The 26,511-nt window shown below is 39.1% G+C and carries 24 protein-coding genes and 1 tRNA gene; 15 read left to right on the forward strand and 10 right to left on the reverse strand.

Features of this window, described 5'->3' with window-relative positions; translation table 11 throughout:
• Positions 1 to 100 precede the first annotated feature (100 nt).
• From prfC to aceK, 6 genes are all read right to left on the reverse strand, one after another.
• On the reverse strand, positions 101 to 1,681 hold the full coding sequence (gene prfC / locus HRT55_RS09190; RefSeq protein ID WP_291620678.1) for a peptide chain release factor 3: 1,581 nt from the start codon (positions 1,679 to 1,681) through the stop codon (positions 101 to 103).
• A 331-nt stretch (positions 1,682 to 2,012) separates the two neighbouring features.
• Positions 2,013 to 2,261 (reverse strand): hypothetical protein, encoded by a 249-nt coding sequence (locus tag HRT55_RS09195; RefSeq protein ID WP_291620680.1) that lies wholly within the window; start codon positions 2,259 to 2,261, stop codon positions 2,013 to 2,015.
• Positions 2,262 to 2,416: 155 nt separating this feature from the next.
• A complete protein-coding gene (gene rimI / locus HRT55_RS09200; RefSeq protein ID WP_291620683.1) occupies positions 2,417 to 2,905 on the reverse strand; it encodes a ribosomal protein S18-alanine N-acetyltransferase in 489 nt (162 codons plus the stop codon).
• Positions 2,902 to 3,279: a DNA polymerase III subunit psi gene (locus tag HRT55_RS09205; RefSeq protein ID WP_291620685.1), complete on the reverse strand. Its 378-nt coding sequence runs from the start codon at positions 3,277 to 3,279 to the stop codon at positions 2,902 to 2,904. The genes rimI and HRT55_RS09205 overlap by 4 nt, the downstream gene beginning before the upstream one ends.
• Positions 3,280 to 3,436: 157 nt before the next feature.
• A tRNA-Trp gene (locus HRT55_RS09210) sits at positions 3,437 to 3,513 on the reverse strand.
• Between the two features lie 160 nt (positions 3,514 to 3,673).
• The gene (gene aceK / locus HRT55_RS09215) at positions 3,674 to 5,443 is read right to left on the reverse strand and encodes a bifunctional isocitrate dehydrogenase kinase/phosphatase (RefSeq protein WP_291620688.1); all 1,770 of its coding nucleotides are present in this window, start codon (positions 5,441 to 5,443) and stop codon (positions 3,674 to 3,676) included.
• Positions 5,444 to 5,720: 277 nt separating this feature from the next.
• Between aceK and queA the strand changes: the two genes are divergently transcribed.
• The 6 genes from queA (at position 5,721) to HRT55_RS09245 (ending at position 13,753) form a co-directional block, all read left to right on the forward strand.
• Positions 5,721 to 6,818: a tRNA preQ1(34) S-adenosylmethionine ribosyltransferase-isomerase QueA gene (gene queA, locus HRT55_RS09220; RefSeq protein WP_291620690.1), complete on the forward strand. Its 1,098-nt coding sequence runs from the start codon at positions 5,721 to 5,723 to the stop codon at positions 6,816 to 6,818.
• Positions 6,819 to 6,973: 155 nt separating this feature from the next.
• Positions 6,974 to 8,107: a tRNA guanosine(34) transglycosylase Tgt gene (gene tgt, locus HRT55_RS09225; protein ID WP_291621308.1), complete on the forward strand. Its 1,134-nt coding sequence runs from the start codon at positions 6,974 to 6,976 to the stop codon at positions 8,105 to 8,107.
• Positions 8,108 to 8,323: 216 nt separating this feature from the next.
• On the forward strand, positions 8,324 to 8,656 hold the full coding sequence (yajC, locus tag HRT55_RS09230) for a preprotein translocase subunit YajC (protein ID WP_291612597.1): 333 nt from the start codon (positions 8,324 to 8,326) through the stop codon (positions 8,654 to 8,656).
• Positions 8,657 to 8,959: 303 nt separating this feature from the next.
• Complete coding sequence (gene secD / locus HRT55_RS09235) at positions 8,960 to 10,807, forward strand: protein translocase subunit SecD (RefSeq protein ID WP_291620692.1); 1,848 nt, start codon at positions 8,960 to 8,962, stop codon at positions 10,805 to 10,807.
• Between the two features lie 18 nt (positions 10,808 to 10,825).
• Positions 10,826 to 11,773 carry a protein translocase subunit SecF gene (secF, locus tag HRT55_RS09240; RefSeq protein ID WP_291620694.1) on the forward strand — a complete coding sequence of 316 codons (948 nt, stop codon included), beginning with the start codon at positions 10,826 to 10,828 and terminating at the stop codon, positions 11,771 to 11,773.
• Positions 11,774 to 12,355: 582 nt separating this feature from the next.
• Entirely contained in the window at positions 12,356 to 13,753 is a 1,398-nt protein-coding gene (locus HRT55_RS09245) for a DEAD/DEAH box helicase (protein ID WP_291620696.1), read from the forward strand.
• A gap of 155 nt (positions 13,754 to 13,908) precedes the next feature.
• Here HRT55_RS09245 and cobA read toward each other — a convergent pair whose 3' ends face one another.
• A complete protein-coding gene (gene cobA, locus HRT55_RS09250; RefSeq protein WP_291620698.1) occupies positions 13,909 to 14,700 on the reverse strand; it encodes a uroporphyrinogen-III C-methyltransferase in 792 nt (263 codons plus the stop codon).
• Positions 14,701 to 14,845: 145 nt separating this feature from the next.
• Positions 14,846 to 15,649, reverse strand: coding sequence for an inositol-1-monophosphatase (suhB, locus tag HRT55_RS09255; protein WP_291620700.1), 804 nt, complete (start codon positions 15,647 to 15,649; stop codon positions 14,846 to 14,848).
• A 341-nt stretch (positions 15,650 to 15,990) separates the two neighbouring features.
• Between suhB and trmJ the strand changes: the two genes are divergently transcribed.
• The 9 genes from trmJ to fdx all read left to right on the forward strand — a co-directional run bounded on the left by trmJ (position 15,991) and on the right by fdx (position 23,610).
• A complete protein-coding gene (trmJ, locus tag HRT55_RS09260; protein WP_291620702.1) occupies positions 15,991 to 16,812 on the forward strand; it encodes a tRNA (cytosine(32)/uridine(32)-2'-O)-methyltransferase TrmJ in 822 nt (273 codons plus the stop codon).
• 58 nt (positions 16,813 to 16,870) lie between these two features.
• Positions 16,871 to 17,680 carry a serine O-acetyltransferase gene (gene cysE, locus HRT55_RS09265; protein WP_291620704.1) on the forward strand — a complete coding sequence of 270 codons (810 nt, stop codon included), beginning with the start codon at positions 16,871 to 16,873 and terminating at the stop codon, positions 17,678 to 17,680.
• Between the two features lie 260 nt (positions 17,681 to 17,940).
• Positions 17,941 to 18,447 (forward strand): Fe-S cluster assembly transcriptional regulator IscR, encoded by a 507-nt coding sequence (iscR, locus tag HRT55_RS09270; RefSeq protein WP_291620706.1) that lies wholly within the window; start codon positions 17,941 to 17,943, stop codon positions 18,445 to 18,447.
• Positions 18,448 to 18,495: 48 nt separating this feature from the next.
• A complete protein-coding gene (locus HRT55_RS09275; protein ID WP_291620708.1) occupies positions 18,496 to 19,710 on the forward strand; it encodes an IscS subfamily cysteine desulfurase in 1,215 nt (404 codons plus the stop codon).
• 129 nt (positions 19,711 to 19,839) lie between these two features.
• On the forward strand, positions 19,840 to 20,223 hold the full coding sequence (gene iscU, locus HRT55_RS09280; RefSeq protein ID WP_019029442.1) for a Fe-S cluster assembly scaffold IscU: 384 nt from the start codon (positions 19,840 to 19,842) through the stop codon (positions 20,221 to 20,223).
• 11 nt (positions 20,224 to 20,234) lie between these two features.
• Positions 20,235 to 20,558 (forward strand): iron-sulfur cluster assembly protein IscA, encoded by a 324-nt coding sequence (iscA, locus tag HRT55_RS09285; protein WP_291620712.1) that lies wholly within the window; start codon positions 20,235 to 20,237, stop codon positions 20,556 to 20,558.
• Positions 20,559 to 20,721: 163 nt separating this feature from the next.
• Positions 20,722 to 21,252 carry a co-chaperone HscB gene (gene hscB, locus HRT55_RS09290; protein ID WP_291620714.1) on the forward strand — a complete coding sequence of 177 codons (531 nt, stop codon included), beginning with the start codon at positions 20,722 to 20,724 and terminating at the stop codon, positions 21,250 to 21,252.
• An 87-nt stretch (positions 21,253 to 21,339) separates the two neighbouring features.
• A complete protein-coding gene (gene hscA, locus HRT55_RS09295) occupies positions 21,340 to 23,202 on the forward strand; it encodes a Fe-S protein assembly chaperone HscA (RefSeq protein WP_291620716.1) in 1,863 nt (620 codons plus the stop codon).
• Between the two features lie 69 nt (positions 23,203 to 23,271).
• On the forward strand, positions 23,272 to 23,610 hold the full coding sequence (fdx, locus tag HRT55_RS09300) for an ISC system 2Fe-2S type ferredoxin (protein ID WP_291620717.1): 339 nt from the start codon (positions 23,272 to 23,274) through the stop codon (positions 23,608 to 23,610).
• A 328-nt stretch (positions 23,611 to 23,938) separates the two neighbouring features.
• Here fdx and HRT55_RS09305 read toward each other — a convergent pair whose 3' ends face one another.
• Both HRT55_RS09305 and HRT55_RS09310 read right to left on the reverse strand, forming a co-directional pair.
• Positions 23,939 to 25,504, reverse strand: coding sequence for an ATP-binding protein (locus tag HRT55_RS09305; protein WP_291620718.1), 1,566 nt, complete (start codon positions 25,502 to 25,504; stop codon positions 23,939 to 23,941).
• Positions 25,497 to 25,856 carry a group 1 truncated hemoglobin gene (locus HRT55_RS09310; RefSeq protein ID WP_291620719.1) on the reverse strand — a complete coding sequence of 120 codons (360 nt, stop codon included), beginning with the start codon at positions 25,854 to 25,856 and terminating at the stop codon, positions 25,497 to 25,499. Before HRT55_RS09310 ends, HRT55_RS09305 begins: the two co-directional genes overlap by 8 nt.
• Positions 25,857 to 26,511 lie beyond the last annotated feature (655 nt).

Raw genomic sequence — 26,511 nt, forward strand, 5'->3', positions numbered from 1 at the left:
TACCAGGCGCTTGGTCATTTTTATAAAGGAGCTTAGTACACTAAGTGACTGCATAAAAATGATTAAGCAACGCCGTAAAATGACAAACTAGGAAGCCAAATTAGTGTTCACGTGTCGAGTGGAACTTGATATCTGGATGACGCTCTTGCGCTAATGATAGGTTAACCATCGTCGGCGCAATATACGTTAAGTTATTACCACCATCATAGGCTAGGTAATCACCGGCTTTCTTCTTAAATTGCTCTAAGGTGCGTTCATCATCACAAGTACACCAGCGCGCAGTTGCAACACTAATGGGTTCGTAAATAGCATCAACTTTATATTCGCTCTTTAATCGTTGCACTACAACTTCAAACTGTAGTACACCAACCGCGCCAACAATCATGTCATTGTTAATGAAAGGTCTAAATACTTGCACAGCACCCTCTTCAGATAACTGTATCAAGCCTTTTTGTAGCTGCTTAGCTTTTAACGGATCGCGTAGGCGAATACGGCGGAACATTTCCGGGGCAAAGTTAGGAATACCACCAAACTTCATCATTTCACCTGAGGTAAAAGTATCACCAATTTGAATGCTGCCATGGTTATGTAAACCGATAATATCGCCAGCGAATGCTTCATCAACGTTTGATCTATCACCCGCCATAAAGGTTACCGCATCGGCAATTCTGACATCTTTATTAATGCGTACTTGTTTCATCTTCATGCCTTTTTCATACTTGCCTGAGCAAATGCGCATGAAAGCAATACGGTCGCGATGTTTTGGATCCATATTGGCTTGAATTTTAAAAATGAATCCAGTGAATTTTTCTTCTTCCGGGGTTACTGTACGTAAATCTGTTTTGCGCGGTAAGGGCTTAGGTGCCCATTTGGTTAGACCGTCAAGCATGTGGTCAACACCAAAGTTACCGAGTGCGGTACCGAAAAATACTGGCGTTAACTCACCATTTAGAAACGCTTCTAAATCAAACTCATGGGAGGCGCCTAGTACTAATTCCATTTCTTCGCGGAAATCTTCAGCAAAGGGACCAATGGCTTCATCAAGAAGGGGGTTATCAAGGCCTTTAATGACACGTCTTTCTTGAATCATGTGACCTAGGCCTGATTGATACAAAAATATTTCATCGGTCAATAAGTTATAAACACCTTTGAACTCTTTACCCATGCCAATTGGCCAAGTAATTGGAGCACATTTTATGTTTAATACCGTCTCAACTTCATCCATTACTTCAATAGGATCGCGCACATCACGATCCATCTTGTTCATAAAAGTGATGATTGGTGTATCACGCAGACGAGTAACTTCCATTAATTTAACGGTACGTGCTTCAACACCTTTGGCAACATCGATGACCATTAAACAAGAATCAACCGCGGTTAAAGTACGGTAAGTATCTTCCGAGAAATCTTCATGACCTGGAGTATCAAGCAAGTTTACCAAGCAGCCTTTGTAAGGAAATTGCATAACCGAGGTAGTAATTGAAATACCACGCTCTTTTTCCATTTCCATCCAATCAGATTTTGCGTGTTGACCTGACTTTTTACCTTTTACCGTGCCGGCTCTTTGTAGGGCTTGACCAAACAAAAGTACCTTTTCGGTGATGGTGGTTTTACCCGCATCGGGATGAGAAATGATAGCAAAGGTGCGACGTAAGTCGACTTGCTGTTGCTGTGCAGACATGCAAATTACCTGTTAAGAAAATAGTAGAAAAACACCCAGTTAATTAGGGACTTTTTAAAAATTATAAAATTGCGCGCATTGTACCATTAAAACAGAGTGAATCTGTAATAAAGCGAGGTTATAAAGAGCAACTTTGTAGATTGATAGCAGCTTGTTAAGAAGGTGACACTTTTATTGATAATAAACGGGGCAGGTCAATTGGCTTGTTATAGCAGATTTAATGTTTTATTAATGCTAGATAAAATCTAGGGAAAGGTAGTGAAAAGTAGGCTAAAGCTAGTTTATTAGCGGCAAAGCAATGCAGCTGAGGTTAGCCGCATTAGTTAAATCGTTAATTAAATAAGCTTGAAATGAATTGAGCTTCATTTTGCTCTAATAAAGGGGAATATACTTTGGTTCTTTTTGTGTGGCTAACTTGGTCAGTCTGTTGGCTAACCTGATTCACTAATAAAGCAAAAGCTTGCTCTTGGTTCAGTCCGGTCAATTGGCTAATATTTTTTAGTGCGTCATTCACCATCAGGTTGGCAACATCTTCATTTGACAACTGACTATCTGCTGTAGGACTTATTTTAGTAAACATTTGGCTCACCCTAATGACTTTTAGGAATATAGTTAACAATCTTGTTAACTATATTAACCAAAGGAGAAGGATTAACTAGCGGCTTTGCGTTTCGAAGTGTTGTGATTTGTTAATGTACTGAATAGTTTGTTACTTGTTAATCAAAGAGCTGCTTATTAGCACTTTAGCGACATTACAATGGCATCTTCATAACCAAAACCTGAGCTACTTGGATAATACCCCGTACGGCGATCAATTTCGATAAAGCCGGCATTCATATAGAGCATTTGTGCTGCGATGTTTTTTGCCCGCACTTCTAAGAATATTTTGTTTGCGCCAAGTCTTTTCGCTTGGGCTAAAAATTGATTAAGTAAGACTTTACCATAACCTTTGCCTTGCTCACTTGGCAGAACACAAATATCCATCAAGGTTGCTTCACCGACAACATATTCACCAATGTAGAAACCAATACTTAGAGCACCATGCTGCTCACCGAGTTTTTCACCAAGCTTCTCACCAAAGTAACGACCACCAATACAACTTAAAAAGGTTTTTTCACTCCAAGGATGTGAGTGACAAGCCAGCTCTATTGGCATTAACTTATCTACATCACCGGGCTTTATTTCAGCAAAGTGATTATTGTTACTTTTTGATGTTTTATTCATTGTGCTTGTCTACTCAGTAATTGCCACAGTTGCTTTTTAAGCGCAGGCGACTTTGAAATTTCGGCTATAGCTGGGGTGATCAACTGCTGCTCAAGCCATTGTATTTCAACGGGGGTTGATTTGTCGGTGAAATACCAGTTAAAGAGCCCTAAATCTAGATGGTCACCTTGCTGATTAATTTCACCGATACTTAAGCCAGTTGCTAATAAAATATCATTAAATAATTGCTGTGTGGCTAAGTTTTTTAAATCAATATCAAGGTAACTATTAGAATGAGTCGGTACACTTTTATTTTGACTATCACCGGAGCGATGCTGCCAAAGGCTGATACCCATTTCAGTTAATTGCTCAAATTGATGTTGATTAATGCTCATTAGTAAAGCTCATCAGAGAATGCTCATTAGCTAGGTATGATTTAAGGCTGAATATAATGACAGAATTCGCTGTTAACGAACAGCAGATAAATTAATACTGGGAATATATTAGCGAAAGTTTTTTGGAATATAGATAAAGAAATACTGGAAGAGAAAATGGCAGGGGTGGAGAGACTCGAACTCCCAACCATCGGTTTTGGAGACCGCTGTTCTACCAATTGGAACTACACCCCTGCAACAGATTCGAATTATACTGATGCAGGTTAAAAGGTAAAGACCTAATGTTCATATTTTTACTAAATCGCGTCTGTTCGGCTAATTTACCAACAAACTGCCAGTAAAGTAGCCAGCCTGTAGCTTTTTTTATTCTATGGTGCAGTTAACACCAGCTAAATTACTTTAACTCGCTGCTAAAGCCTTGATGACAAAGACGGTATTTATCGGGATAAGGAAAAACATCTTTATAAATACCATTAGCGACATCTTGTTGGCATTGTTGCCAATAGGTTGGTGTAAGTAAATCTTGATGGTGTATTTTAAAGGCTTTTAAATAGCTTGGATTGGCCAAAGCAAAAGTTGCTATCTCTTCAGGGAACATATCACCAGGCATTACACTGTACCAAGGCTCAGCAGCATACATTTGTTCTTCAGTGACCGCTTTAGGTTTTACCCGAAAGTTAACTTGGTCCATATAGGTGATTTCATCATAATCATAAAAAATAACCCGGCCATGACGAGTGACACCAAAGTTCTTCAGTAACATGTCACCCGGAAATATATCGGCAGAAATCAGTTGTTTAATGGCTTCGCCGTAACCAAACATGGCGTCATTTATTTCATCTTGTTTTTTATTTTTAAGCGCATCCATCAGGTATAAATTGAGTGGCACCATGCGACGTTCTATATATAAATGCTCAATGATAAGAAGCTCATCCTCGCCTTCACCTTCATAACGAATAATGGAAGAAGCAACTTTTTTCAGCTCCGCTAACAGTTCATTGTTAAAGCGCGCTTTAGGAAAAGCGACTTCAGAATACTCCATGGTATCAGCCATGCGACCCACTCTGTCGTGTAGTTTCACTAAGCGGTATTTTCCCTTTACATCTTTCTTGGTCATGTTTTTACTGGGGGAAAATTTATCTTTGATTATTTTGAATACATAAGGATAAGAGGGCAGGGTAAATACTGACATCACCATGCCTTTAATACCAGCAGCTAATTCAAATTGGTCGTTACTGTCTTCAAGGTGATTGAGAAAGTCTCGATAAAATTGGGTCTTGCCCTGTTTGTGAAAACCGATGGCAGAATATAAATCAGCCTTGGTTTTATGAGGCATTAACCCCTGTAAGAAATTAACCAGCGCATACGGATGCTGGCAATCAACAAAAAAGTAAGCACGGGCAAAACCAAATACCACCGCCATGTTTTCGCTGGTAGTCAGTAATGCATCTATATATAAACCGCCTTTCTCGTTGTTAAGTACCGCAACAATAAAGGGGGTTTCTCCTGCGGGCGATAACACCCGACCAATTAAGTAGGCACCTTTATTACGATAAAAAGTAAAGTTGAGGATATCAAACTGTAAATCTTCTAATTTTACCATGGTTTTATGAGCTTTGCGGCGAAAGGCATTAATAAGTGCATCAACATCACGGTCTAGATCTTCAAAGGGGATTACAGTTCTATGACTATTCATAATGTCACAAATAGTTTGTTTTAAACCTAGTGCTTGTGGTTGATAAGAGGTGTAGATCTTTGGAACTTCTTTCTCATCAAGGCGATGGGCAGTACTTTCTACAAAAATATAATCATTGTGATAATACTTGCGCTCGAATAAGTGACAAAAGACCGAATTGTAGAAAGTTTCCGCTAACTCGGGTTGTTTATGATTAGATAATAAATCTGAATAAACTGTTTTAACCTCTTGCCACAAAGCATCATCTAGATCGCTAATATTGAAGTCTTCTTTAATAACGCTGCAGCTTTCTGTTACTCGTTCGTCATAAAAATTAGTTCTCGCTCTGGCAGAGCGGTGCACTTCATGCCATTGGCATTGTTGAAATCGCTCTCTGGCTGATTGAGTAATCTCAGTGAACAGTGCAACATGGCGTTCAAAGCCACTAATAATGGTGTTGGCTATAGTAAAGGCAAGTTCATCTTTCATATGGCAAATAACTCTTTAGTCAGTATTAAATCAGGCTTGTATAAAGTTCATATCAATAATGCATGATTTACCAACATACACTAAAAGCCTTATTGTCGAGATTATTTTGATAAATACTGGTTATCACTGGTAATAATGGTGCTTCAATACAACTTTGTCGACGGTTCTTTGCTACTAAGGCTAGGCTTAAGATGTAAAAGTGGCGAATTAACTTGCTATCAAGGGCGTGCAGCTCTAAAATTACGCCTTTTTTTAAGCCAGAAAAATAGCCAATATCATGCGTGTTTCAGACTTTTCTTTCAATTTACCCGATGCCCTTATTGCTCGTTACCCTAAAACCGAGCGCACTGCTAGCCGTTTAATGACCTTAAATGGTGATTCTGGTGCGATAACCGATGGTGTTTTTACCGATATAGTAGCGCAATTAAATTCAGGTGATTTACTCGTTTTTAATAACACTCGTGTGATCCCGGCCAGAATGTTTGGCCGAAAAGCCAGTGGTGGTAAAATTGAGGTTTTGATTGAGCGCATTATTGATCAAAATACCGCCCTTGCTCATATTCGTGCCAGTAAATCACCCAAAGTAGGCAATGAACTTTACCTATGTAGAGAGCAAGGTAATGAGCTTGGCAATGACGATAGTGCCGTTAAATTTAAAGCAACTATGGTTGCCCGTCACGGTGCACTTTTTGAGCTTAAATTTGCTGATGGTCAATCAGTGTTAGATGTTTTAGATGAAATTGGACATATGCCACTGCCACCTTATATTGACCGACCTGATGAAGACAGTGATAAAGAGCGTTATCAAACAGTTTACAATGAAAAGCCTGGTGCGGTTGCCGCGCCAACAGCTGGCTTACATTTTGATAATGCTCTGTTAGAAAAAATTAAAGCTAAGGGCGTTGAGTTAGCTTTTGTTACCTTGCACGTCGGCGCAGGTACGTTTCAACCGGTAAAAGTTGACGAGATTGCCGATCATATTATGCACGCGGAATACGTTGAAGTATCAGATGAAGTGGTTACCCAAATAGCAAAAACCAAAGCAGCGGGTGGTAGAGTTGTTGCGGTTGGCACAACCTCAGTACGTTCTCTTGAAAGTGCGGCAAAAGCTTCTAAAGATAAAGGCGAAGCCTTAGGTGCTTTTTATGGTGATACCGATATATTCATCACCCCAGGTTATCAATTTCAAATCATCGATGCTTTAGTGACTAACTTTCACTTATCAGAGTCAACTTTATTGATGCTGGTTAGTGCCTTTTCTGGTTATTATCATATAATGCCAGCTTATCAACACGCTATAGATAAAGAATACCGATTCTTTAGTTATGGTGATGCTATGTTCTTAACTAAACAAAAGATAAAAGACGCTGACTAAATAAGAGTTAAGTAAATAACAAACGTTATAGCTCAGTAATACGCTGAGTTATAAAGAGAATTAATTTTTTAATATTATTTTAAACCCAAACACCGCCAGCCTGTTTTGCTAGTGGGTGACAGAGAAAATTTATGACTGAAACAGTAAAAAACAAAATGAAATATGAGTTAATTACCACTGACGGTAAAGCCCGTCGTGGCCGATTAACCTTTGATCGTGGTGTGGTGGAAACCCCTGCATTTATGCCCGTTGGTACCTACGGTACTGTTAAAGGCATGAAAGCTGAAGAAGTTGAGGCCACTGGCGCTCATATTATTTTAGGTAATACCTTTCATTTAATGTTACGTCCAGGTACTGACATTATTGAGCAGCATGGTGGCTTACACGGTTTTATGAATTGGGATAAGCCCATTTTAACCGACTCCGGTGGCTTCCAAGTTTTTAGTTTAGGAAAAACGCGTAAAATCACCGAAGAAGGTGTGCGCTTTAGCTCACCGGTAAATGGTGAAAAAATTATGCTTACCCCTGAACGCTCAATGGAAGTACAACGTAGCTTAAACTCAGATGTCGTCATGATTTTTGATGAATGTACGCCATACCCAGCAACACATACCGAGTCAAAAGACTCAATGGAGTTATCGCTTCGTTGGGCACAACGCTCAAAAGATGCCCACGGTGATAGCCCAAATGCATTATTTGGCATCATACAAGGCGGCATGTATGAAGACTTACGTGAAGTTTCTGTTGCTGGCTTAGAATCTATTGGCTTTGATGGTTATGCGATTGGCGGTTTATCAGTAGGTGAGCCTAAAGAAGATATGATCCGTATTTTAGATCATACCGCGCCCTTGATACCTAAAAATAAGCCCCGATATCTGATGGGAGTAGGTAAGCCAGAAGACTTAGTTGAAGGCGTACGTCGTGGTATTGATATGTTTGACTGTGTAATGCCAACACGTAATGCTCGCAATGGTCATTTGTTTGTTAATACCGGTGTTATTAAGATCCGCAATGCTGCTCATAAAACAGATACTGCGCCACTTGATGATACCTGTGACTGTTATACCTGTAAGAATTACTCACGTGCTTATTTACATCATTTAGATAAGTGTAAAGAAATATTGGGTTCGCAGTTAAATACCCTGCATAACCTACATTTTTACCAAAAAGTGATGCAAGGTTTGCGTGCAGCCATCGAGCAAGGTAAATTAGACGCCTTTGTTGAAGAGTTTTATGCTTTACGCGGTTTACCTGTACCGCCATTAGCCGAAGGCAGTAAACAAGTTTAGCGTTAAAGGTTAACTTAAAAGCTGATTTAATTAGCTTAGAATTTAAATGTAAAAGAATCCTGTGGCTTGGTGTTTTGCAGGTATTTGGTTCAATTAAGAGGAAAAGGCACGGAGTTGACGTTAGTCAATGAGTACCTTTGACACAATAATTGGGCCCAATAGCAATAAAATAAAAAGTCACTCTCCAATTATAAAAAGAAGTAAGGAAGTAAGTTTATGAGTTTATTTATCAGTACAGCCCATGCCGCAGACGGAGCACCAGCCGGTGGCGGAATGGAGATGATCATTATGCTAGCCGTTTTTGGTTTAGTATTCTTTTTCATGATCTACCGTCCACAAGCCAAACGTGTAAAAGAGCATAAAGGTTTAATGTCTTCATTAGCGAAAGGCGATGAAGTGCTAACACAAGGCGGTATTGTTGGTAAAATCGTTAAAGTATCTGATGAAAAAGACTTTATTGTTGTTAGCATTAGTGAAGGTACTGAAGTAACAGTACAAAAAGGCGCCATCAACGCAGTACTTCCAAAAGGCACAATGAAGTCTTTATAGCTTTATCTTTGTTATTTGGCTTCATTTCTTCATCAAAAGTACTCATTGACATGCGTCAACTCTGTGCTTTTTCTTTGAACTAAAGCCAACTAACTTAGCTAAGAACTATAAATTACACATAGTTCTTAGCTAAAAGCTATCAAGAGTTAAGTTTAGTAGAGTGGGCAGCTTGTTTTACAACAGTTTTGTTCGCGCGAACAGTAATAGCATTTTCATTAAATTCGTGGACTTTTTGTGCGTATTTTAACCCGCACAAAGGGACAGTAATTTAGTGAGATTGCTATAAATTTAAAAGGACAGATTGTGTTAAACAAATACCCTTTATGGAAAACACTAATGGTGGCATTTATTGTCGCCTTAGGTGCGCTCTATGCCACACCAAACTTATATGGTGAATCACCTGCAGTGCAAGTCTCAGGATTACGTGGCGTTGAAGCTGATGCCGCAACTCTTGATAATATCAGAGCACATTTAGAAGCAAGTAACCTTAGTTTCGACAGTATCGTATTAGAAAATGGCCAAGTATTAACGCGCTTTAAAAATACCGAAGACCAGCTTAAAGCCCGTGATGTATTGGACGATAGCTTAGGTAGAAAATTCTCAGTAGCACTTAACTTAACGCCAAATACACCGGATTGGTTAGCGGCCATTGGTGGTATGCCAATGAAGTTAGGTTTAGATTTAAGTGGTGGTGTTAGCTTCTTGATGGAAGTGAACATGAAAGAAGCCATTAATAAAGCTAAAACCAGCATGGTAAGTGATTTTCGTGGTGATTTACGTAATGAAAAAATTCGCTACCGCAGTGTAAAAGAAAGCAATAATGGCATTGTGGTTATTTTCCGGAAAGTTGCCGATCTAGACGCGGCAGAATCACTACTGGAAAAACGTTACCGTGATTTATTGATAAAAACGGATGACGATAAGTTAACGCTTACCGCGAAAATGACCGAGCAAAAGCTGAAAGAAATTCGTGATTATGCCTTGGCACAAAACATTACTATTATTCGTAATCGTGTTAATGAGCTAGGTGTGGCTGAGCCATTAGTGCAGCGCCAAGGTAAAAAACACATTGTTATCGAATTACCCGGTGTACAAGATACCGCTAAAGCAAAAGAAATACTTAATGCCACGGCAACTATTGAATTTCGCTTAGTCGATACCGAAGGTGATTTAGCTAATGCGATAAACGGTCGCATACCGGCAAATTCTATTTTATTGAGAGATAAAGATGGTCGACCGAGCTTATTGAAAAAACGCGTGATGTTAACCGGTGATCATATTACTGATGCAAAATCAGGCTTTGATGAATACTCACGTCCACAAGTAAATATTTCACTGGATAGTGCTGGTGGCTCAAAAATGTCCAATGGCACCAAAAGTAATATTGGTAAACCAATGGCAACGGTATTTATTGAATATAAACCTACCGGTAAACGTGACGCCGAAGGTAATATTATTTTTGAAAAAGTCCAAGAGATCATCTCTATTGCGACAATTCAATCACGTTTAGGTAAAAGCTTTCGTATTACGGGTGCTGGCAGCCCAGCCGAAGCACATAACTTAGCGTTATTATTACGTGCTGGTGCCTTAATTGCGCCAATTACTATCGTTGAAGAGCGTACTGTAGGTCCTACATTAGGTGCTGAAAACGTACGACTTGGCTTTGAAGCCATTATGTTGGGTTTTGCTTTAGTCTTTATCTTTATGATTATTTACTACCGTGCTTTTGGTGTTGTTGCTAATTTGGCACTGGCGGCAAACTTAGTATTAATTGTTGGCATAATGTCATTGATGCCAGGTGCGACTTTAACCTTACCTGGTATGGCGGGTATAGTATTAACTGTAGGTATGGCCGTTGATGCTAATGTACTGATATTTGAGCGTATTAGAGAAGAAATACGCGAAGGTAAGACAATTCAGCAAGCTATTCATCAAGGTTATGATGCCGCGTTTTCTACTATCATCGATGCGAACATTACCACTTTAATCGCCGCAGTGATTTTATATGCGATTGGCACCGGACCTGTTAAAGGTTTCGCAATCACCTTGTCTATCGGTATCATCACTTCAATGTTTACTTCTGTTATTGGTACTCGCGCAGTCGTTAATGCTATTTGGGGCGGTAAACGCCTTGATAAATTACCTATATAAAGACAGGAACGATAAATTATGCAAATTTTACACTTAAAAGAAACTGTCAATTTTATGAGCTATCGCAAGATAGCCATGGTATTTAGTGCAATATTGATGATTGCTTCAATTGTCTCACTAGCAACCAATAAACTAAACTTTGGTTTAGATTTTACTGGTGGCACCTTGATTGAGGTCGGTTTTGAACAACCCGCTGATTTAAAGATAATACGCCAAGTAATGACTGATAATGGTTTTGCTGATGCCAAAGTACAATTTTACGGCAGCAGCCGTGATGTGGTAATTCGCCTTGGTTTACGTGAAGATGTAAAAGCTGAAATGCTTGGCAATGAAATCTTGGCTCTTTTAGAGTCTGGCTCAGGGCAGAAAGTTGATATGCGTCGTATCGAGTATGTTGGTGCCAGCGTTGGTGACGAGTTAGCTGAACAGGGCGGTTTAGCCATGTTAACGGCGCTTATATGCATACTTATGTATGTTGCCTTTCGTTTTGAATGGCGCTTTGCCGTTGGCTCAGTAGTGGCTTTATTTCACGATGTGTTATTAACCCTGGGTTTATTCTCTATTTTAAAATTAGAGTTCGATCTTACGGTATTGGCGGCTATATTAGCGGTTATTGGTTACTCCCTTAACGATACCATTGTTGTTTCGGACCGTATTCGTGAAAACTTTAGGAAAATACGAAATACAGATGCTGAAGAAGTGATTAATATCTCCTTAACACAAACCTTGAGCCGTACCTTTATTACTTCAATAACAACCTTGTTAGTATTGGCGGCTTTATTCTTTAGAGGTGGCGAGCTAATTCACGGTTTTGCTACGGCATTATTATTTGGTGTTTTTGTTGGTACTTACTCATCAATTTATGTTGCTTCGTTAGTGGCATTGGGCTTAGGTATTTCAAGAGAAGACTTGATACCAGAAGTGATTGAAAAAGAAGGTGCTGATCAAGAGGCTATGATGCCTTAAGCATTATTGTTAAATGATTATAAAAGGCCGAGTAACGAAAGTTGCTCGGTTTTTTTATTTTTAGCCTATTTATTTTGCACTACACTTACAGACACTATTTTATACCTGTTCGACCTGAAGCTGCAGAATTCAGCTAAAACAGGTATATACCCAAGCTACTTCAAGGTGCTCGTTTCAGGGCGGAAGAGCGATTCATAATCAAGGCGCATATTTCATTAATGGTCATTCCCTTAATTACATACGCAACGATGAATATTATTTGCTCATACGCCCCCTAGGGCTGGTTTAGAAACGTTTTATCCATCGTTATTGATTTCGAGAAAGACGCTACATGGATGTAGCTTCTTAGAGAATGCAGGAGCACATTCTCCTGAATAACCATTGTCTTCAATCAATGCCTTGCCTAAATACGTTTCTAATTTCAGCTGAATCCTGCACCTTGAGGTTGTTTGGGTATATATCTAGCTGAGTGAGAGATAACTTAATAGACTTGGTATTAACCTTACTGTATGCTGCCGCCCCTTCATACTGCCAACATTTTCATCCCGCTGTCAGTATTTGCTATTTACTAAAGAGATTCTTATGAGCGATACCCCGACAACCAAGTTTACTGATTTAGGTTTATCTGAGCCATTACTAAAAGCAGTGCGTGATAAGGGTTATGAAACGCCATCTCCTATTCAAGCGCAAGCTATTCCAGCAGTTCTTTCTGGACGCGATATTATGGCTGCAGCGCAAACAGGTACGGGTAAAACAGCAGGATTTACTTTACCGCTATTACAGCGCCTTTCTACTAACAAAGGTAATAAGGTTGCATCAAACAACGTAAGAGCATTAATACTTACCCCTACGCGTGAACTAGCAGCGCAAATCCACGAAAGCATAGAGACCTATGGTAAGTATTTAAATTTACACTCAATGGTAGTTTTTGGTGGCGTGAAAATTAACCCACAAATAACGAGACTTCGCCAAGGCGTTGATGTACTTGTGGCAACACCAGGACGTTTACTCGATTTATACAATCAAAGAGCGGTAAAATTTAGTCAACTTGAAGTGTTCATTCTTGATGAAGCCGATCGTATGTTAGATATGGGCTTTATTCGCGATATTAAAAAGCTTATCGCAGTGCTACCAAAAGGCCGTCAAAACTTATTGTTCTCGGCAACTTTCTCTCCTGAAATCCGCGCTTTAGCTAAAGGTTTAGTCAATAACCCTTTAGAGATTTCGGTAGATGCTGAAAATAGCACGGCTGAAAAAGTCACTCAATGGTTGATGGCCGTTGATAAAAAACGTAAATCAGCGGTATTAACGCATTTAATACAAGAAAATAACTGGCAACAAGTGTTGGTTTTCACTAAAACCAAACATGGCGCAAACAAGCTAACTAAGCACCTTGAAGCTGAAGGCTTAACTGCAGCGGCTATCCATGGTAATAAAAGCCAAGGCGCGCGTACTAAGGCCCTTGCTGCCTTTAAAGATGGCTCGGTAAAAGTACTTGTGGCAACCGATATTGCTGCCCGTGGTATTGATATTGATTTATTACCACAAGTGGTTAACTTTGATTTACCGAATGTTCCTGAGGATTATGTGCATCGTATTGGCCGTACAGCCCGTGCAGGTAATACTGGACAAGCATTGTCATTAGTTTGTGCCGATGAGTTAGACTTATTGTGGGGCATTGAACATGTTATTCAGCAGCACATCGAACGAAAAGTTATTGATAAGTTTATACCTGCCAATGAATTAGGTGAATCCCGTGAGATCAAGCCTTTAAGACAAGGTAGACCGCCAAAATCTAAACCAAGTCAAAGTTCAGGACGTGGTAGAGGTCGAGTTGAGCATAAAGATGGGCAGCGCTCTGGTGGCAATGCTACTGGCAATAAGGGCAAGCCTGGTAATGATTCATCTAGACGTAAAAAACCGGAATATGACGGTACTGGGCCTAAGCCTCGTAGACCTAGACGTACAAATAATAGCTAGTTCTCATTAGAACTTATTAATAAATAAAAAGGCTTATGACGAATAGTAAAATATTCATCATAAGCCTTTTTTGTTATTAGCCTAGTAGCTACTAGCTCTGCGTCATTAGCTAGGTGTCATTTTCTAGGTATTATCGAGTACTGTTATTCCTGCATTTAAGGCGTTAAATAGCCTAAGTTAGTCAGTCGCTCACTGGAAAATATTCCCACGACATCACCAATAACAATTAAACTGGGTGGCGTTATCTTATGTAAGGTCACTAGCTCGGTTAAATTAGCTAATGTGCCCTTTATCACTTGTTGGTCTTGATGGGTGCCTTTTCGAATCAATGCTGCGGGCGTATTTATATCGCGACCTGCTGCGGTAAGCTGAGTGATTATTACCGGTAAACTTTTTATACCCATGTAAAAAACAATGGTTTGTTCTTTATCGTTCAATGCCTGCCAAGGTAAATCTAATGCACCATTATCTTGCACGTTTCCGGTGATAAAGGTGCAACTGCGGGCAACTTTTCGATGCGTTAACGGGATACCCGCATAACTAGTACAAGCAGATGCCGCTGTCATACCAGGTACAATGTGGCAGGCGACGCCATGGCTTAATATAAACTGTGCTTCTTCAGAGCCGCGTCCAAAGACAAAAGGATCGCCGCCTTTTAAACGTACTACTCTTTTACCCAATAGGGCATTATCAACCAGAAGTTGATTGATACCTTCTTGCGGAACTCTATGATCTGCTTGCTTTTTACCTACATATATTTGCTGACAGTCTCTAGGCAGTAATGCCATGATTTCTTCACTAACAAGGCGGTCATAAATAACCACCTCTGCTTGTTTGATAAAACGATAAGCTTGAATAGTGAGTAAATCAGGGTCACCAGGACCAGCGCCTACTAGGGCAACTTCCCCTGCAATGAAGGGTTGTTTTGCGGTATTAATGTTTTCCATGAGCTCTCTTAACAAATGTACTAAAAACTATAGGGTTAGTCTAAAGCAAAAAAAGCGCCAAAGTGACCTTATTTGAGTAAGGTTACTGTGGCGCTTAATATTATTCTGCTATTACTTAGGCTTATTAAGTAAACTCAGCTAGGAGTTACTTGCTAAGTGCATCACCTAAGTGAGGACGAATTTCTTTTAATACGTCTTTTAATATTCGAGTATTTGCGGCAACGATATTGCCTGATTGTGCATGGTTATGACCGCCAACAAAGTCAGTAACTAAGCCACCAGCTTCAATAATTAGCAGTTCACCAGCAGCAGTATTCCATGGTTTAGTACCAATTTCGAAGAAACCATCAACACGGCCTGCAGCTACATAAGCAAGATCAAGTGAGGTTGAACCAGCACGGCGCATATCAGCTGATTTTTGGAATAATGCTGAGAACATTGCCATATAAGCAACGCTATGTTGTTTGTATTTAACAGGGAAACCAGTAGCTAGAATAGTACCAGAAATTTCTTTGTTTTTATTTACACGGATTCTAAAGCCGTTTAGTTGTGCACCTTTACCACGACTGGCAGTGAATAACTCACCACGAATGGGATCAAATACTACCGCTTGATCTAATTTACCTTTTACTTTTAAAGCAATAGAAACGGCAAAGTGAGGAATGCCTTTTATGAAGTTAGCTGTGCCATCAAGTGGATCAACAATCCATTGGTAATCGTCATCTTTACCTTTTAAAATGCCAGATTCTTCACCGATAATAGTGTGATCTGGGTAAGATTTACGAATAGTCTCAATTATGGCTTCTTCAGAGCTAATATCAACACTGGTGACGAAATCGTTAGTGCCTTTTGATTCAATTTCAACTTTATCAAGTTGCTCCATAGAGCGAACGATAACTTTACCTGCTGTACGCGCTGCGCGCACGGCAATATTTAGCATGGGATGCATAATAGTGTACCTATTTGTAAATAATTTTTAAAAGAACGAACTTTCAAGCAAACATTGTCTTGAAAATTTTAGCGCGCAAAGTATATCAAATTTTATATCATTAAGCGATAGCATTACAAAAATAGTCGTTTAATAAATAAGCATCTTGTTGGTTTAGTTTTTTGATAGAAATAAAAAGACTATTAAATATCAAATTGCCATAGATAAATATGCTTATTAAGCGTGCTTTTTATTAGCTACAGCAGTAATCTTCTATGTTAGAATACTGGCCATCTAGATGGGTTAGATAAGCGCATTAAATAAGTTTACTCATCCAATTAAACAAACAAGTAGAGCGAAAAATGTCAGATTCTCAACAAGGTTCTCAGCAAAGTAAGACCCCAGGTTCACTATTAGATCGCGTTAAAATCGTTTTAGTAAACACTTCAGATTGTCGAAACATTGGTAGTGCAGCACGAGCCATGAAAACCATGGGCTTAAGCCAACTTATATTAGTTGACCCAATTGAAATGCCAAATGGTCAGGCGCAAGCAATGGCTGCTGGGGCAACTGACGTTTTAGCCAATGCTAAAGTGGTTAGTACACTCGCTGAAGCGATTGAAGATTGTGGTTTAGTTGTTGGAACTAGTGCGCGTTCGAGAACATTACCTTGGCCTATGTTAGAGCCAAGAGGCTGTGGTGAGAAGATGATAGCCGAGGCAGATGAATATCCTGTAGCGTTAGTTTTTGGTCGCGAAAGTAGTGGCTTAACTAATGAAGAGTTACAGCTTTGTCATTTTCATGTACAGATTCCAGCGAACCCAGATTATAGTTCACTGAACTTGGCCATGGCAGTACAAACGTTAAGTTATGAAGTGCGTACCAGTTACTTACTGGCGCATGATCAAAGTTATCAAGAACGCAGTACCGGTAATGGTAAATCAGTGGCTAAAGCTAAGAATGAAGATGAAGAGCTTTATCCTGTAAGTGAAGAAACAGAGCGCTTTTATCAACACTTTGAAAAAGCACTTAAAGCCACTGGCTTTATTGTAGAAAACCATCCTGGTTTAGTGATGACTAAACTAAGACGCTTATTTAATCGCGCTAGACCTGATGTTAAAGAAGTTAAGATGATGCGTGGGATTTTTGCCTCGATGGAAAGGTCTAGTAAAGAGAAGTCATAACAGTTAATTGTGGCTAACATAGCTGTTAGTCACTTAAGAGAAAGAGAAGGAATAATTTATGTTTAGCCGTATCAAAGAAGATATCAATAGTGTCTTTGATAGAGATCCCGCCGCTCGTACCAGTTTTGAAGTTATCCTCAATTATCCTGGTTTGCATGCAATTTGGATTCACCGATTAAGTCATAGGTTATGGTGCGCTAATTGGAAGCTCTTAGCGCGAGTTATATCTACTTTCTCTCGTTGGTTAACCGGCGTTGAAATTCATCCTGGTGCTAAGTTAGGTCGACGAGTTTTTATTGACCATGGTATGGGCATTGTTATTGGTGAAACCGCCGAAATTGGCAATGATGTAACCTTATATCACGGTGTTACCTTAGGTGGTACTAGCTGGAAAGCTGGTAAACGCCATCCTACCTTAGAAGATAATGTTGTTATTGGCGCTGGTGCACAAGTACTTGGTCCTATCACTATAGGCAAGGGCGGTAAAGTTGGCTCTAATTCAGTGGTGGTTAAAGATCTACCTGCTAACGCTACTGCGGTCGGTATCCCTGGAAGAATCGTTCCAGATAAACCGAGTAAAGGTGAAGGTCAACAACGAGAAGCAGCCGCTAAAAAATATGGTTTTGATGCCTATGCTGTTTCGCACGATAATCCTGATCCTGTGGCAAAAGCCATTGGTCGTTTGCTTGACCATGTGCATCTCATGGATGATCGTGTTAGCGCTCTTTGCAAAGAAGTTAATACCCTAGGTGGCGATATTTGTGATAAAAACTTGCCTGAATTAAGAGTCGGCGAGTTTGTTGAAGATGAAAAAGCGGCGGCACAGCGTCGCGAAAGTAAAGTGACCAGCTTTGATCCTGAAATTTAGTTTTATTAAATTAGTTTCATTAAAAATTAATAGTTGACTAAATTAGTCAACTATTACTTTTCGCTCAGTACTTCTTGGTGTACAATACTTGAGTAAATTACTCGGGTATTCATTTGACTAATCTGTAGGGTTATGTAGAATTGCGCAGAATTTGCAAAGCAAGGCATGTTTTTCTATGTCTTCCTGTTAAATAGTTTTGACTTAGTTGTCCTACTAAATTGATATATTGAGTACACCAACATAGTGTTTGAGAGTAGATTATGAAACTTACTTCTAAAGGTCGTTACGCAGTTACTGCCATGTTAGATGTTACTATTCATGCCATATCTGGACCTGTATCTTTGGCTGATATTTCAGAACGCCAAGGTATATCTTTGTCTTATTTAGAACAACTCTTTTCTCGTTTACGCAAGCAAGGGTTAGTTACCAGTGTTCGTGGTCCTGGAGGCGGTTATCGCTTGGGACGATGTTCAGCTCAAATAGCGGTTGCTGATGTGATTTCTGCAGTAAATGAAAGTGTTGATGCAACTAAATGTTCAGGAAAAGGCAATTGCCAGGATGGCGAACAATGTTTAACCCATTCTCTTTGGGAAGGGTTAAGTCAACGCATTGAAGAGTTTTTGCAAAACATCAGCTTATCAGAATTAGTGGCTAAGCGAGATGTGAAAGAGGTTTCTAAACGCCAAGATGCACTGCATATAAATGCTAATAAAAGCATAGCGTTAGATACACTAATAACCACTAAAAATATAATGAACGATTGGTAATAACCAATCGTGTCGTATTAAAGATTTACCATCGGAGAGAGTTAGCGAATGAAGCTTCCTATATATTTTGATTACTCAGCTACTACACCAGTAGATAAACGTGTCGCAGAAAAAATGATGCAATATATGACCACAGATGGTCATTTTGGTAACCCTGCGTCACGTTCACATAAATTTGGTTGGCAAGCCGAAGAAGCGGTTGATATCGCTCGTAATCAAGTTGCTGAATTAATTAATGCCGACCCACGTGAAATTGTTTTCACTTCAGGTGCAACAGAATCAAATAACTTAGCCATTAAAGGTGCTGCTAATTTTTATCACAAACGTGGTAAACACATTATTACTAGCAAAACTGAACATAAAGCGGTGTTAGATACTTGTCGTGAATTAGAGCGTCAAGGCTTTGAAGTGACTTACCTTGACCCAGAAGAAAATGGTTTAATTGATTTAAATAAATTAAGTGACGCCATGCGTGATGACACAGTATTAGTGAGCATAATGCATGTAAACAATGAAATTGGTGTTATTCAAGACATCAATGAAATTGGTGAAATATGTCGTGCACGTAAAATCGTTTTTCATGTTGATGCCGCGCAAAGTGCCGGTAAAATTAACATTGATATGCAAACATTGAAAGTTGATTTACTGTCGATTTCAGCACATAAAATGTACGGACCTAAAGGCATAGGCGCATTATATGTGTCCCGTAAACCTCGTATTCGTCTTGAAGCACAAACTCACGGTGGCGGACATGAACGTGGTATGCGCTCAGGTACTTTAGCAACGCATCAAATTGTTGGTATGGGCGAAGCGTGTCGTTTAGCTAAAGCAGAAATGGCGCAAGATCTTGCTCATGTTACTGCAATGCGTGACCGTTTATGGGCTGGTGTGAACAGCATGGAACAAGTGTTTGTTAACGGCGATTTTGAGAAGCGTTACCCTGGTAACTTAAATGTCAGCTTCAACTTTGTTGAAGGTGAGTCACTTATCATGGCATTGAAAGATTTAGCGGTATCTTCTGGTAGTGCTTGTACATCAGCGAGCTTAGAGCCTTCTTATGTACTTCGTGCTTTAGGACTAAATGATGAAATGGCACATAGCTCAATTCGCTTTAGTTTTGGCCGCTTTACTACTGCAGAAGAAATTGATTACGCAATTAAGTTAATTAAAAACTCAATCGGTCACTTACGTGATATGTCACCGCTTTGGGAAATGTTTAAAGACGGTATCGATTTAGATTCAATTGAATGGGCTGCTCACTAAACTATATTTAACACAATTATGTTTAGTAAAATAGTTCAGCACTTTAGATAAATTTGGTGTCAAATAAAGTGTATTAGGTGATTTCTGGAAATTACCTAATGACAATTTGGCACAAGTTAGGAGAGTAACATGGCTTACAGCGAAAAAGTATTAGACCATTATGAGAACCCACGTAACGTTGGTTCAATGGACAAAAACGATCCATCAGTAGCTACTGGTATGGTTGGCGCACCTGCGTGTGGCGACGTGATGAAGTTACAACTTAAAATTTCTGCTGATGGCATCATTGAAGATGCAAAATTCAAAACCTACGGTTGTGGCTCAGCAATTGCGTCAAGCTCATTGGTTACTGAATGGGTAAAAGGCAAGTCAATTGAAGAAGCGGGTAAAATTAAAAATACCGATATTGCTGAAGAGTTAGCTTTACCACCGGTAAAAATTCATTGCTCTATCTTGGCTGAAGATGCCATTAAAGCAGCGATTGAAGATTATAAAAGTAAACAAGGTAAATAACGGAGAAAACGATGTCTGTTACCATGACACCAGCAGCGGCTGAACGTGTTCAATCGTTCATGCAAAATCGTGGCAAAGGGCTTGGGCTTCGCCTAGGTATTAAAACTACCGGCTGTTCAGGTTTAGCTTATGTGCTCGAGTTTGTTGATGATTTAAATGAAGATGATCAGCTGTTCTCTATTGATGATGTCAACATTATCATTGACGCGAAAAGCTTGGTTTACCTTGATGGCATTGAGCTAGACTTTGTTAAAGAAGGCTTAAATGAAGGCTTTAAATTCACTAACCCTAACGCCAAAGGTGAGTGTGGGTGTGGTGAGTCGTTTAATGTTTAATCTCTTTGCAACTTGATTCAATTACGGCGTTGAAAGTGCTCATTGACTAACGTCAACTCCGCGCTTTCGCCTTGTACTTGAACCAAGTTCCTTCGAGTTTAAAACATTATTATAATTGAGCTTATTATAGAAAGCTTTAGACCATTTTCTCTAGGTATAAGCAGTGAATTACTTCCAATTATTCGGTATTGAAGCCTCTTTCGATATCGATTTACAAAACATTTCATCAAGTTATCAAGCATTGCAAAAAGCTGTGCATCCAGATAAGTTTGCCCATGCTTCAGAGCAAGAACAGCGTATTGCCGTACAAAAATCAGCGCACATTAATGACGCTTACCAAACGCTAAAACAACCATTACTACGTGCTGAATATATTTTAGTTCAACGTGGTGTTGATATGCCTAATGAGCAGAACACCTTTGGTGATACTAGCTTTTTAATGCGTCAGATGGAATTGCGCGAAATGCTTGAAGACGTTAGGTCTGCCGGTGATGTTGATGCCGCTTTACTTGAAGTTCAACGAATACTATCGAGTGAATACTTACAGCTCACTCAGCTGATGAGAGCGCAGATAAGTGAAAATAACTCAGCATCTAATGGTGCAGCATGCGATAATTTACGCAAATTAAAGTTTTATCAAAAGCTAAATGTTGAAGTGGATCGTCTTGAAGATGCTTTGTTTGATGACGAGTAATGCTAACAGACATCAATAATTAACAGCCAAGCACATTAGTATTTAACATTTACCATTAACCTAAACTCAGATCATTGAATTAACATCATGGCTTTATTACAAATTGCAGAACCCGGTCAAAGTACCGTTCCCCACGAACATAGATTAGCTGCCGGCATAGATCTTGGTACCACCAACTCCTTGATAGCAAGTGTGCAAAGCGGTAATGCACGTACTTTGAGCGATGATCAAGACCGTGATCTATTACCCTCTATTGTCAGCTATCAAGCAGACAATATCTTAGTGGGTCATAAAGCTCAAGCATTTAGCATCGAAGATGCACCGAATACCATTACTTCTGCTAAGCGTTTAATAGGACGCTCACTGCCAGATATTCAAAGTAAATATCCATCTTTACCCTATGAATTTTGTGGTGATGAGAATCATCCTGAAATTATGACTAGGCAAGGCGCTATTAACCCAGTGCAAGTGTCAGCAGAAATATTAAAAAGCTTAAAGCTACGTGCAGAAGCTGCTTTAGGCGGCGAGCTAACAGGCGTTGTTATAACAGTGCCTGCTCACTTTGACGATGCGCAAAGGCAAAGTACCAAAGATGCGGCAAAATTAGCGGGTGTTAGTGTATTACGGTTATTAAATGAACCAACGGCAGCAGCAGTGGCTTACGGGCTAGATTCAGGACAAGAAGGTATTATCGCTGTCTATGACCTAGGCGGTGGTACTTTTGATATTTCTATATTACGTTTAAATAAAGGTGTTTTTGAAGTATTAGCGACGGGTGGCGATTCGGCACTTGGTGGTGATGACTTTGATGTTGTGCTTGTTGACTACCTCGTTGAGCAAGCCGGTCTACAAAGACCTTTATCACCTTCGCTTGAGCGTCAGTTGATGCAACAAGCTTGTTTTGCTAAAGAGCAGTTAACCGATACCGAACAAGTTACTATTAATCTATCGCTTGATAACGGGAAAAGTTGGTCGATAAATTTCAGTAAAGCACAGTTAAATGAACTTATTGGCTCATTAGTTAATAAAACATTACGTGCTTGTCGTCGTACACTTAAAGATGCCAGCATTACCATTGATGAAGTGGTAGAAATTGTTATGGTAGGTGGTTCAACACGTGTACCTTTAGTACGTAGCGAAGTTGAAAAGTACTTTAATCAGACTCCTTTAACCTCAATTGACCCCGATAAAGTGGTTGCTATTGGCGCTGCTATTCAAGCAGATATTTTAGCGGGTAATAAACCTGATAGTGATATGTTATTACTTGACGTTATTCCATTGTCTCTTGGTCTTGAAACTATGGGCGGCTTAGTTGAAAAAGTCATCCCAAGAAATACCACTATACCTGTAGCAAAAGCACAAGAATTTACCACCTTTAAAGATGGCCAAACAGCCATGGCGGTACACGTATTACAAGGTGAACGTGAGTTAGTTGATGATTGTCGTTCATTAGCCCGTTTTGAGTTACGTGGTATTCCGCCTATGACTGCTGGTGCTGCTCATATAAGAGTAACATTTAACGTTGATGCCGACGGTTTACTCTCGGTAACGGCGATGGAGAAGTCTACCGGTGTTGAATCAAGTATTGAAGTTAAACCTTCATTTGGTCTTGATGACAATCAAATTAGTCAGATGATTAAAGATTCAATGAGCAACGCTGCTGAAGATATGCAAGCGCGTATGCTAAGAGAGCAACAAGTTGACGCCTTACGTGTTATTGAATCAGTACAAGCGGCTTTAGTTGCGGATAGTAAATTGCTTAACAGTGATGAGATTGCTGTTATTGAAAGTGCGATTAAGCTCCTCGCTCAAGTAAGCCAAGGTAGTGATATTAAGGCGATAGAAAGTGCCCTTGATAAGTTAAACGATAGTACGGCAATATTTGCTGAACGTCGTATGGATAGTTCAATTAGCCAAGCCCTTGCTGGCCAATCGGTTGATAAGCTTTAGCTTATCTTCAGATAATATTTAATTTATATTTAAGTTAGGCGAAAGCCTTGCAAGCAGAGAATAGATAAAATGCCAAAAATTATATTTTTACCTCATGAAGAATTATGCCCAGATGGCGCAGTTGTTGAAGCCGAAAAGGGTGAGAGCGTACTTAACGTCGCGTTAAGAAATGATATTGGAATAGAACATGCGTGTGAAAAAGTATGTGCATGTACTACTTGTCACGTTATTATTCGCGAAGGTTTTGACTCTATCGAAGAAGGCGATGAACTTGAAGAGGATATGCTTGATAAAGCATGGGGTTTAGAGCCTGAGTCACGTCTTAGCTGCCAATCAATTGTTGGTGATGAAGATCTTGTGGTAGATATCCCTAAGTACACTATAAATATGGTTTCTGAAACTCACTAATAGTTTTTGTTCACACCATATTTTAAAAGGCCATTAACATGGAAATGTTAATGGCCTTTTTTGTTATAGTTGTATTACTTTAGGTATTTACGGTAAATATTTACTTTAAGTCTTTTACTTTAGGAATTGGTTTTAGCTCTTTTATTTTGAGTAATATGATAGGGGTATTAATATATGCTAGCCTTTTTGGATAAGTGGTTACTCCCAGTAAAGTTTTGTTCTAAAGCTTAGCTAGGTAAGCCCTAATATCTTCACAATATGGTAAGTAGCGGCACTGGCTTAGGTGATTTTTACGTAGGCGTAGGCTGGCAAACCAAACCAAACCAAGTTAAGCCAAGCTTTGTGCTATTTTATTAAGTAATTCATCGAACTTAAACGGCTTTAACATCATACTATCCATACCAGCGTCAATACTGCGCTCACCAATTTCACTCGAGGCACTTGCGGATAGCGCAAATATGAGGGTATGTTGTTGACCAGTTTCTAACTTTCTTATTTGTTTAGTCGCTTCAAATCCGTCCATAACAGGCATTAAGCAATCCATTAGAATAAGGTCAATCTTATTATTTATAAACTGTTTTACCGCCTCTTCGCCATTTTCAGCCTCGATAATATTTGCTTGAGAATTATCCAGTGCCATTGCGACAATTTTGCGGTTTATCCGGTTATCATCAACAATCAGTACGGTTTTATTTTTCATGGAAATAGGCTTAGCAGGTGATGAGTCTATTGACGCAGGTGTATCTTGTTGTTCGCTAATCGGCAGAGATAAGTTAAAGCTAAAAACACTACCTTCACCTAAGCAGCTTTGCACCTCAATTTTACTGTCCATCAACTTAATAAGTTCACTGCTGATGGTTAAACCTAAGCCCGTACCGCCATATTCTTTTGTTGTTGATGAATCATGCTGAGTAAAGGGTTTAAATAATGTATTAATTTTATTCTCAGAAATACCTATGCCCGTATCAGTAATAGAAAATTTGAGTTCACATTTATTATCACTTAACGAAATAGTGTTTAACTCAAGCTGTACACACCCCTCTTTGGTGAATTTAATCGCATTATTGACTAAATTAATGAGTACTTGCTTTAAGCGAATATCATCAACAAGTACTAGTGGAATATCTTGTTCGGAAAATACGGTTTCAATAATTAAATCAGATCTCGTTTCTACGCCGCCACGGCAGACGCTTATGGCATCTAATAGTAAATGCTTGACGTTGGTTGTACACGGGTGTAGCTCGACTTTATGAGCTTCTATTTTTGAAAAATCCAGTACTTGATTTATTATAGCTAAAAGTTGATCACCCGATCTTCCAATGGTTTCGAGTAAAAAATCCTGTTGTTCTGTTAGTGACGTTTTATTTAATTGTTGTACCATGCCTAAAATACCGTTCATAGGTGTTCTAAGTTCGTGACTCATTGACGCAATGAACATGGTTTTAGCATTGTTGGCTGTTTCAGCTTTCTTTATTGCTTGCTCCATAAGTCTTTTACTTTTAGCGGATAATAGGCTGTATTCTTTTATCATTTTAGCCATTTGTAATTGGGTACTATTCACCACTCCTTGAATAAGAACATAGTTTTTTTCGTTAATAAGCGTTATTTTACAACTTAAATCGAGACACTCTACTCGATGGCCAATGGTCAACTCAAGCTTAAACCTGTAGGTACGTTGCTTTAAAATAGCGTTATTTACCCGCTTTATCATTTCTTGTTCAAATAAGTCTTTTAGAGTCTCGGAGCAGGGGATCTCATTAAACCAAGTGGCAAAAGTCTGGTTATATTCAATGATTTTGAGATCATCGATATCACAAAGCAATAAACCAATATCTAAATTAGCCAGTAATTCAGGTAAAAGTTGCAATGGTGGCAGGTTGATTTGGTTATTCATTTACAGCAATTTTATCCATTAATCCTGCTATTAAGGTGATAATACTGCGAATATCTTCTTGCTCAATGCTAGCCTCATCCAACGATTCTTCCAGTAACTCTACTACTTGATTAAAGTGTGGCACAGTTATTTTATAAGGAGCATGAACGATTTTTAAGTCAACACTTTCATACTTGTCTGGCCCACCTAAGGCCGTGGCAATAAATTGTGTTTGGTGGGACATCAGCCTTTCCATATTCACTTTTTCAAAGTAGGGTGATAGCTCTTCACTATCTAATATTTTTTGATAAAAATTTCCTACCACCATACTAAAGGTGTCAAAGCCACCGTACTTGTCATATAAAGTAATCATCTTTGAGTTTCACTCCTTATTAATGAAGCACTTGAGAGGTTTAATTGCAGTCAAAAGTGAATTAATTATAAGCGTGGTATAAATCACTCATTTTGCAAACTATTTTTAATAAAAGTTATTTAATAGCTTATCGACATTTATAACGAATATCGGCCCTAGTGACTAGGCTAGATAATTATTACATCCTTATCGTTTTTAGCTGTGGGCCTATAGTTGTGCAGTTTTGTAATAGCTAAGTGAGCGAATAAATTTATTTTTGTACTGGTATCGGTACTGGTGCGGGTCACGTTATTACTATGTTTACTTAGACCTTTCCTATATCAGATGACTTTTCTATTGTTGCTAGCACTGATATTTCTACCAGCCTAGATGAAGATAGATGGTCATGGGAGACTAATTACAAAGACTATATTCACTGGCGAGTAACAGGCCAGTAGCATTTAAAGGGATATGATTTTTCTTTAGGTGTTGAGGGAACAGATATAGAAACTTATGGCGAGAGCACACGGCTACTAACTGTCTTTAGAACGTTTGATCTGTAATGGGCTTTGTCGCTTATTTTGGTAAGTTACAGAGTAATTATCATCAAATAATAGTTATCATCAAAGAATGATTATCACCGAGCTACCAACGCAGCCTAGTATCACAGAGTAGC

The sequence above is a fragment of the Colwellia sp. genome, from assembly GCF_013214175.1.
In the GTDB taxonomy this organism is placed as follows: Bacteria; Pseudomonadota; Gammaproteobacteria; order Enterobacterales; family Alteromonadaceae; genus Colwellia.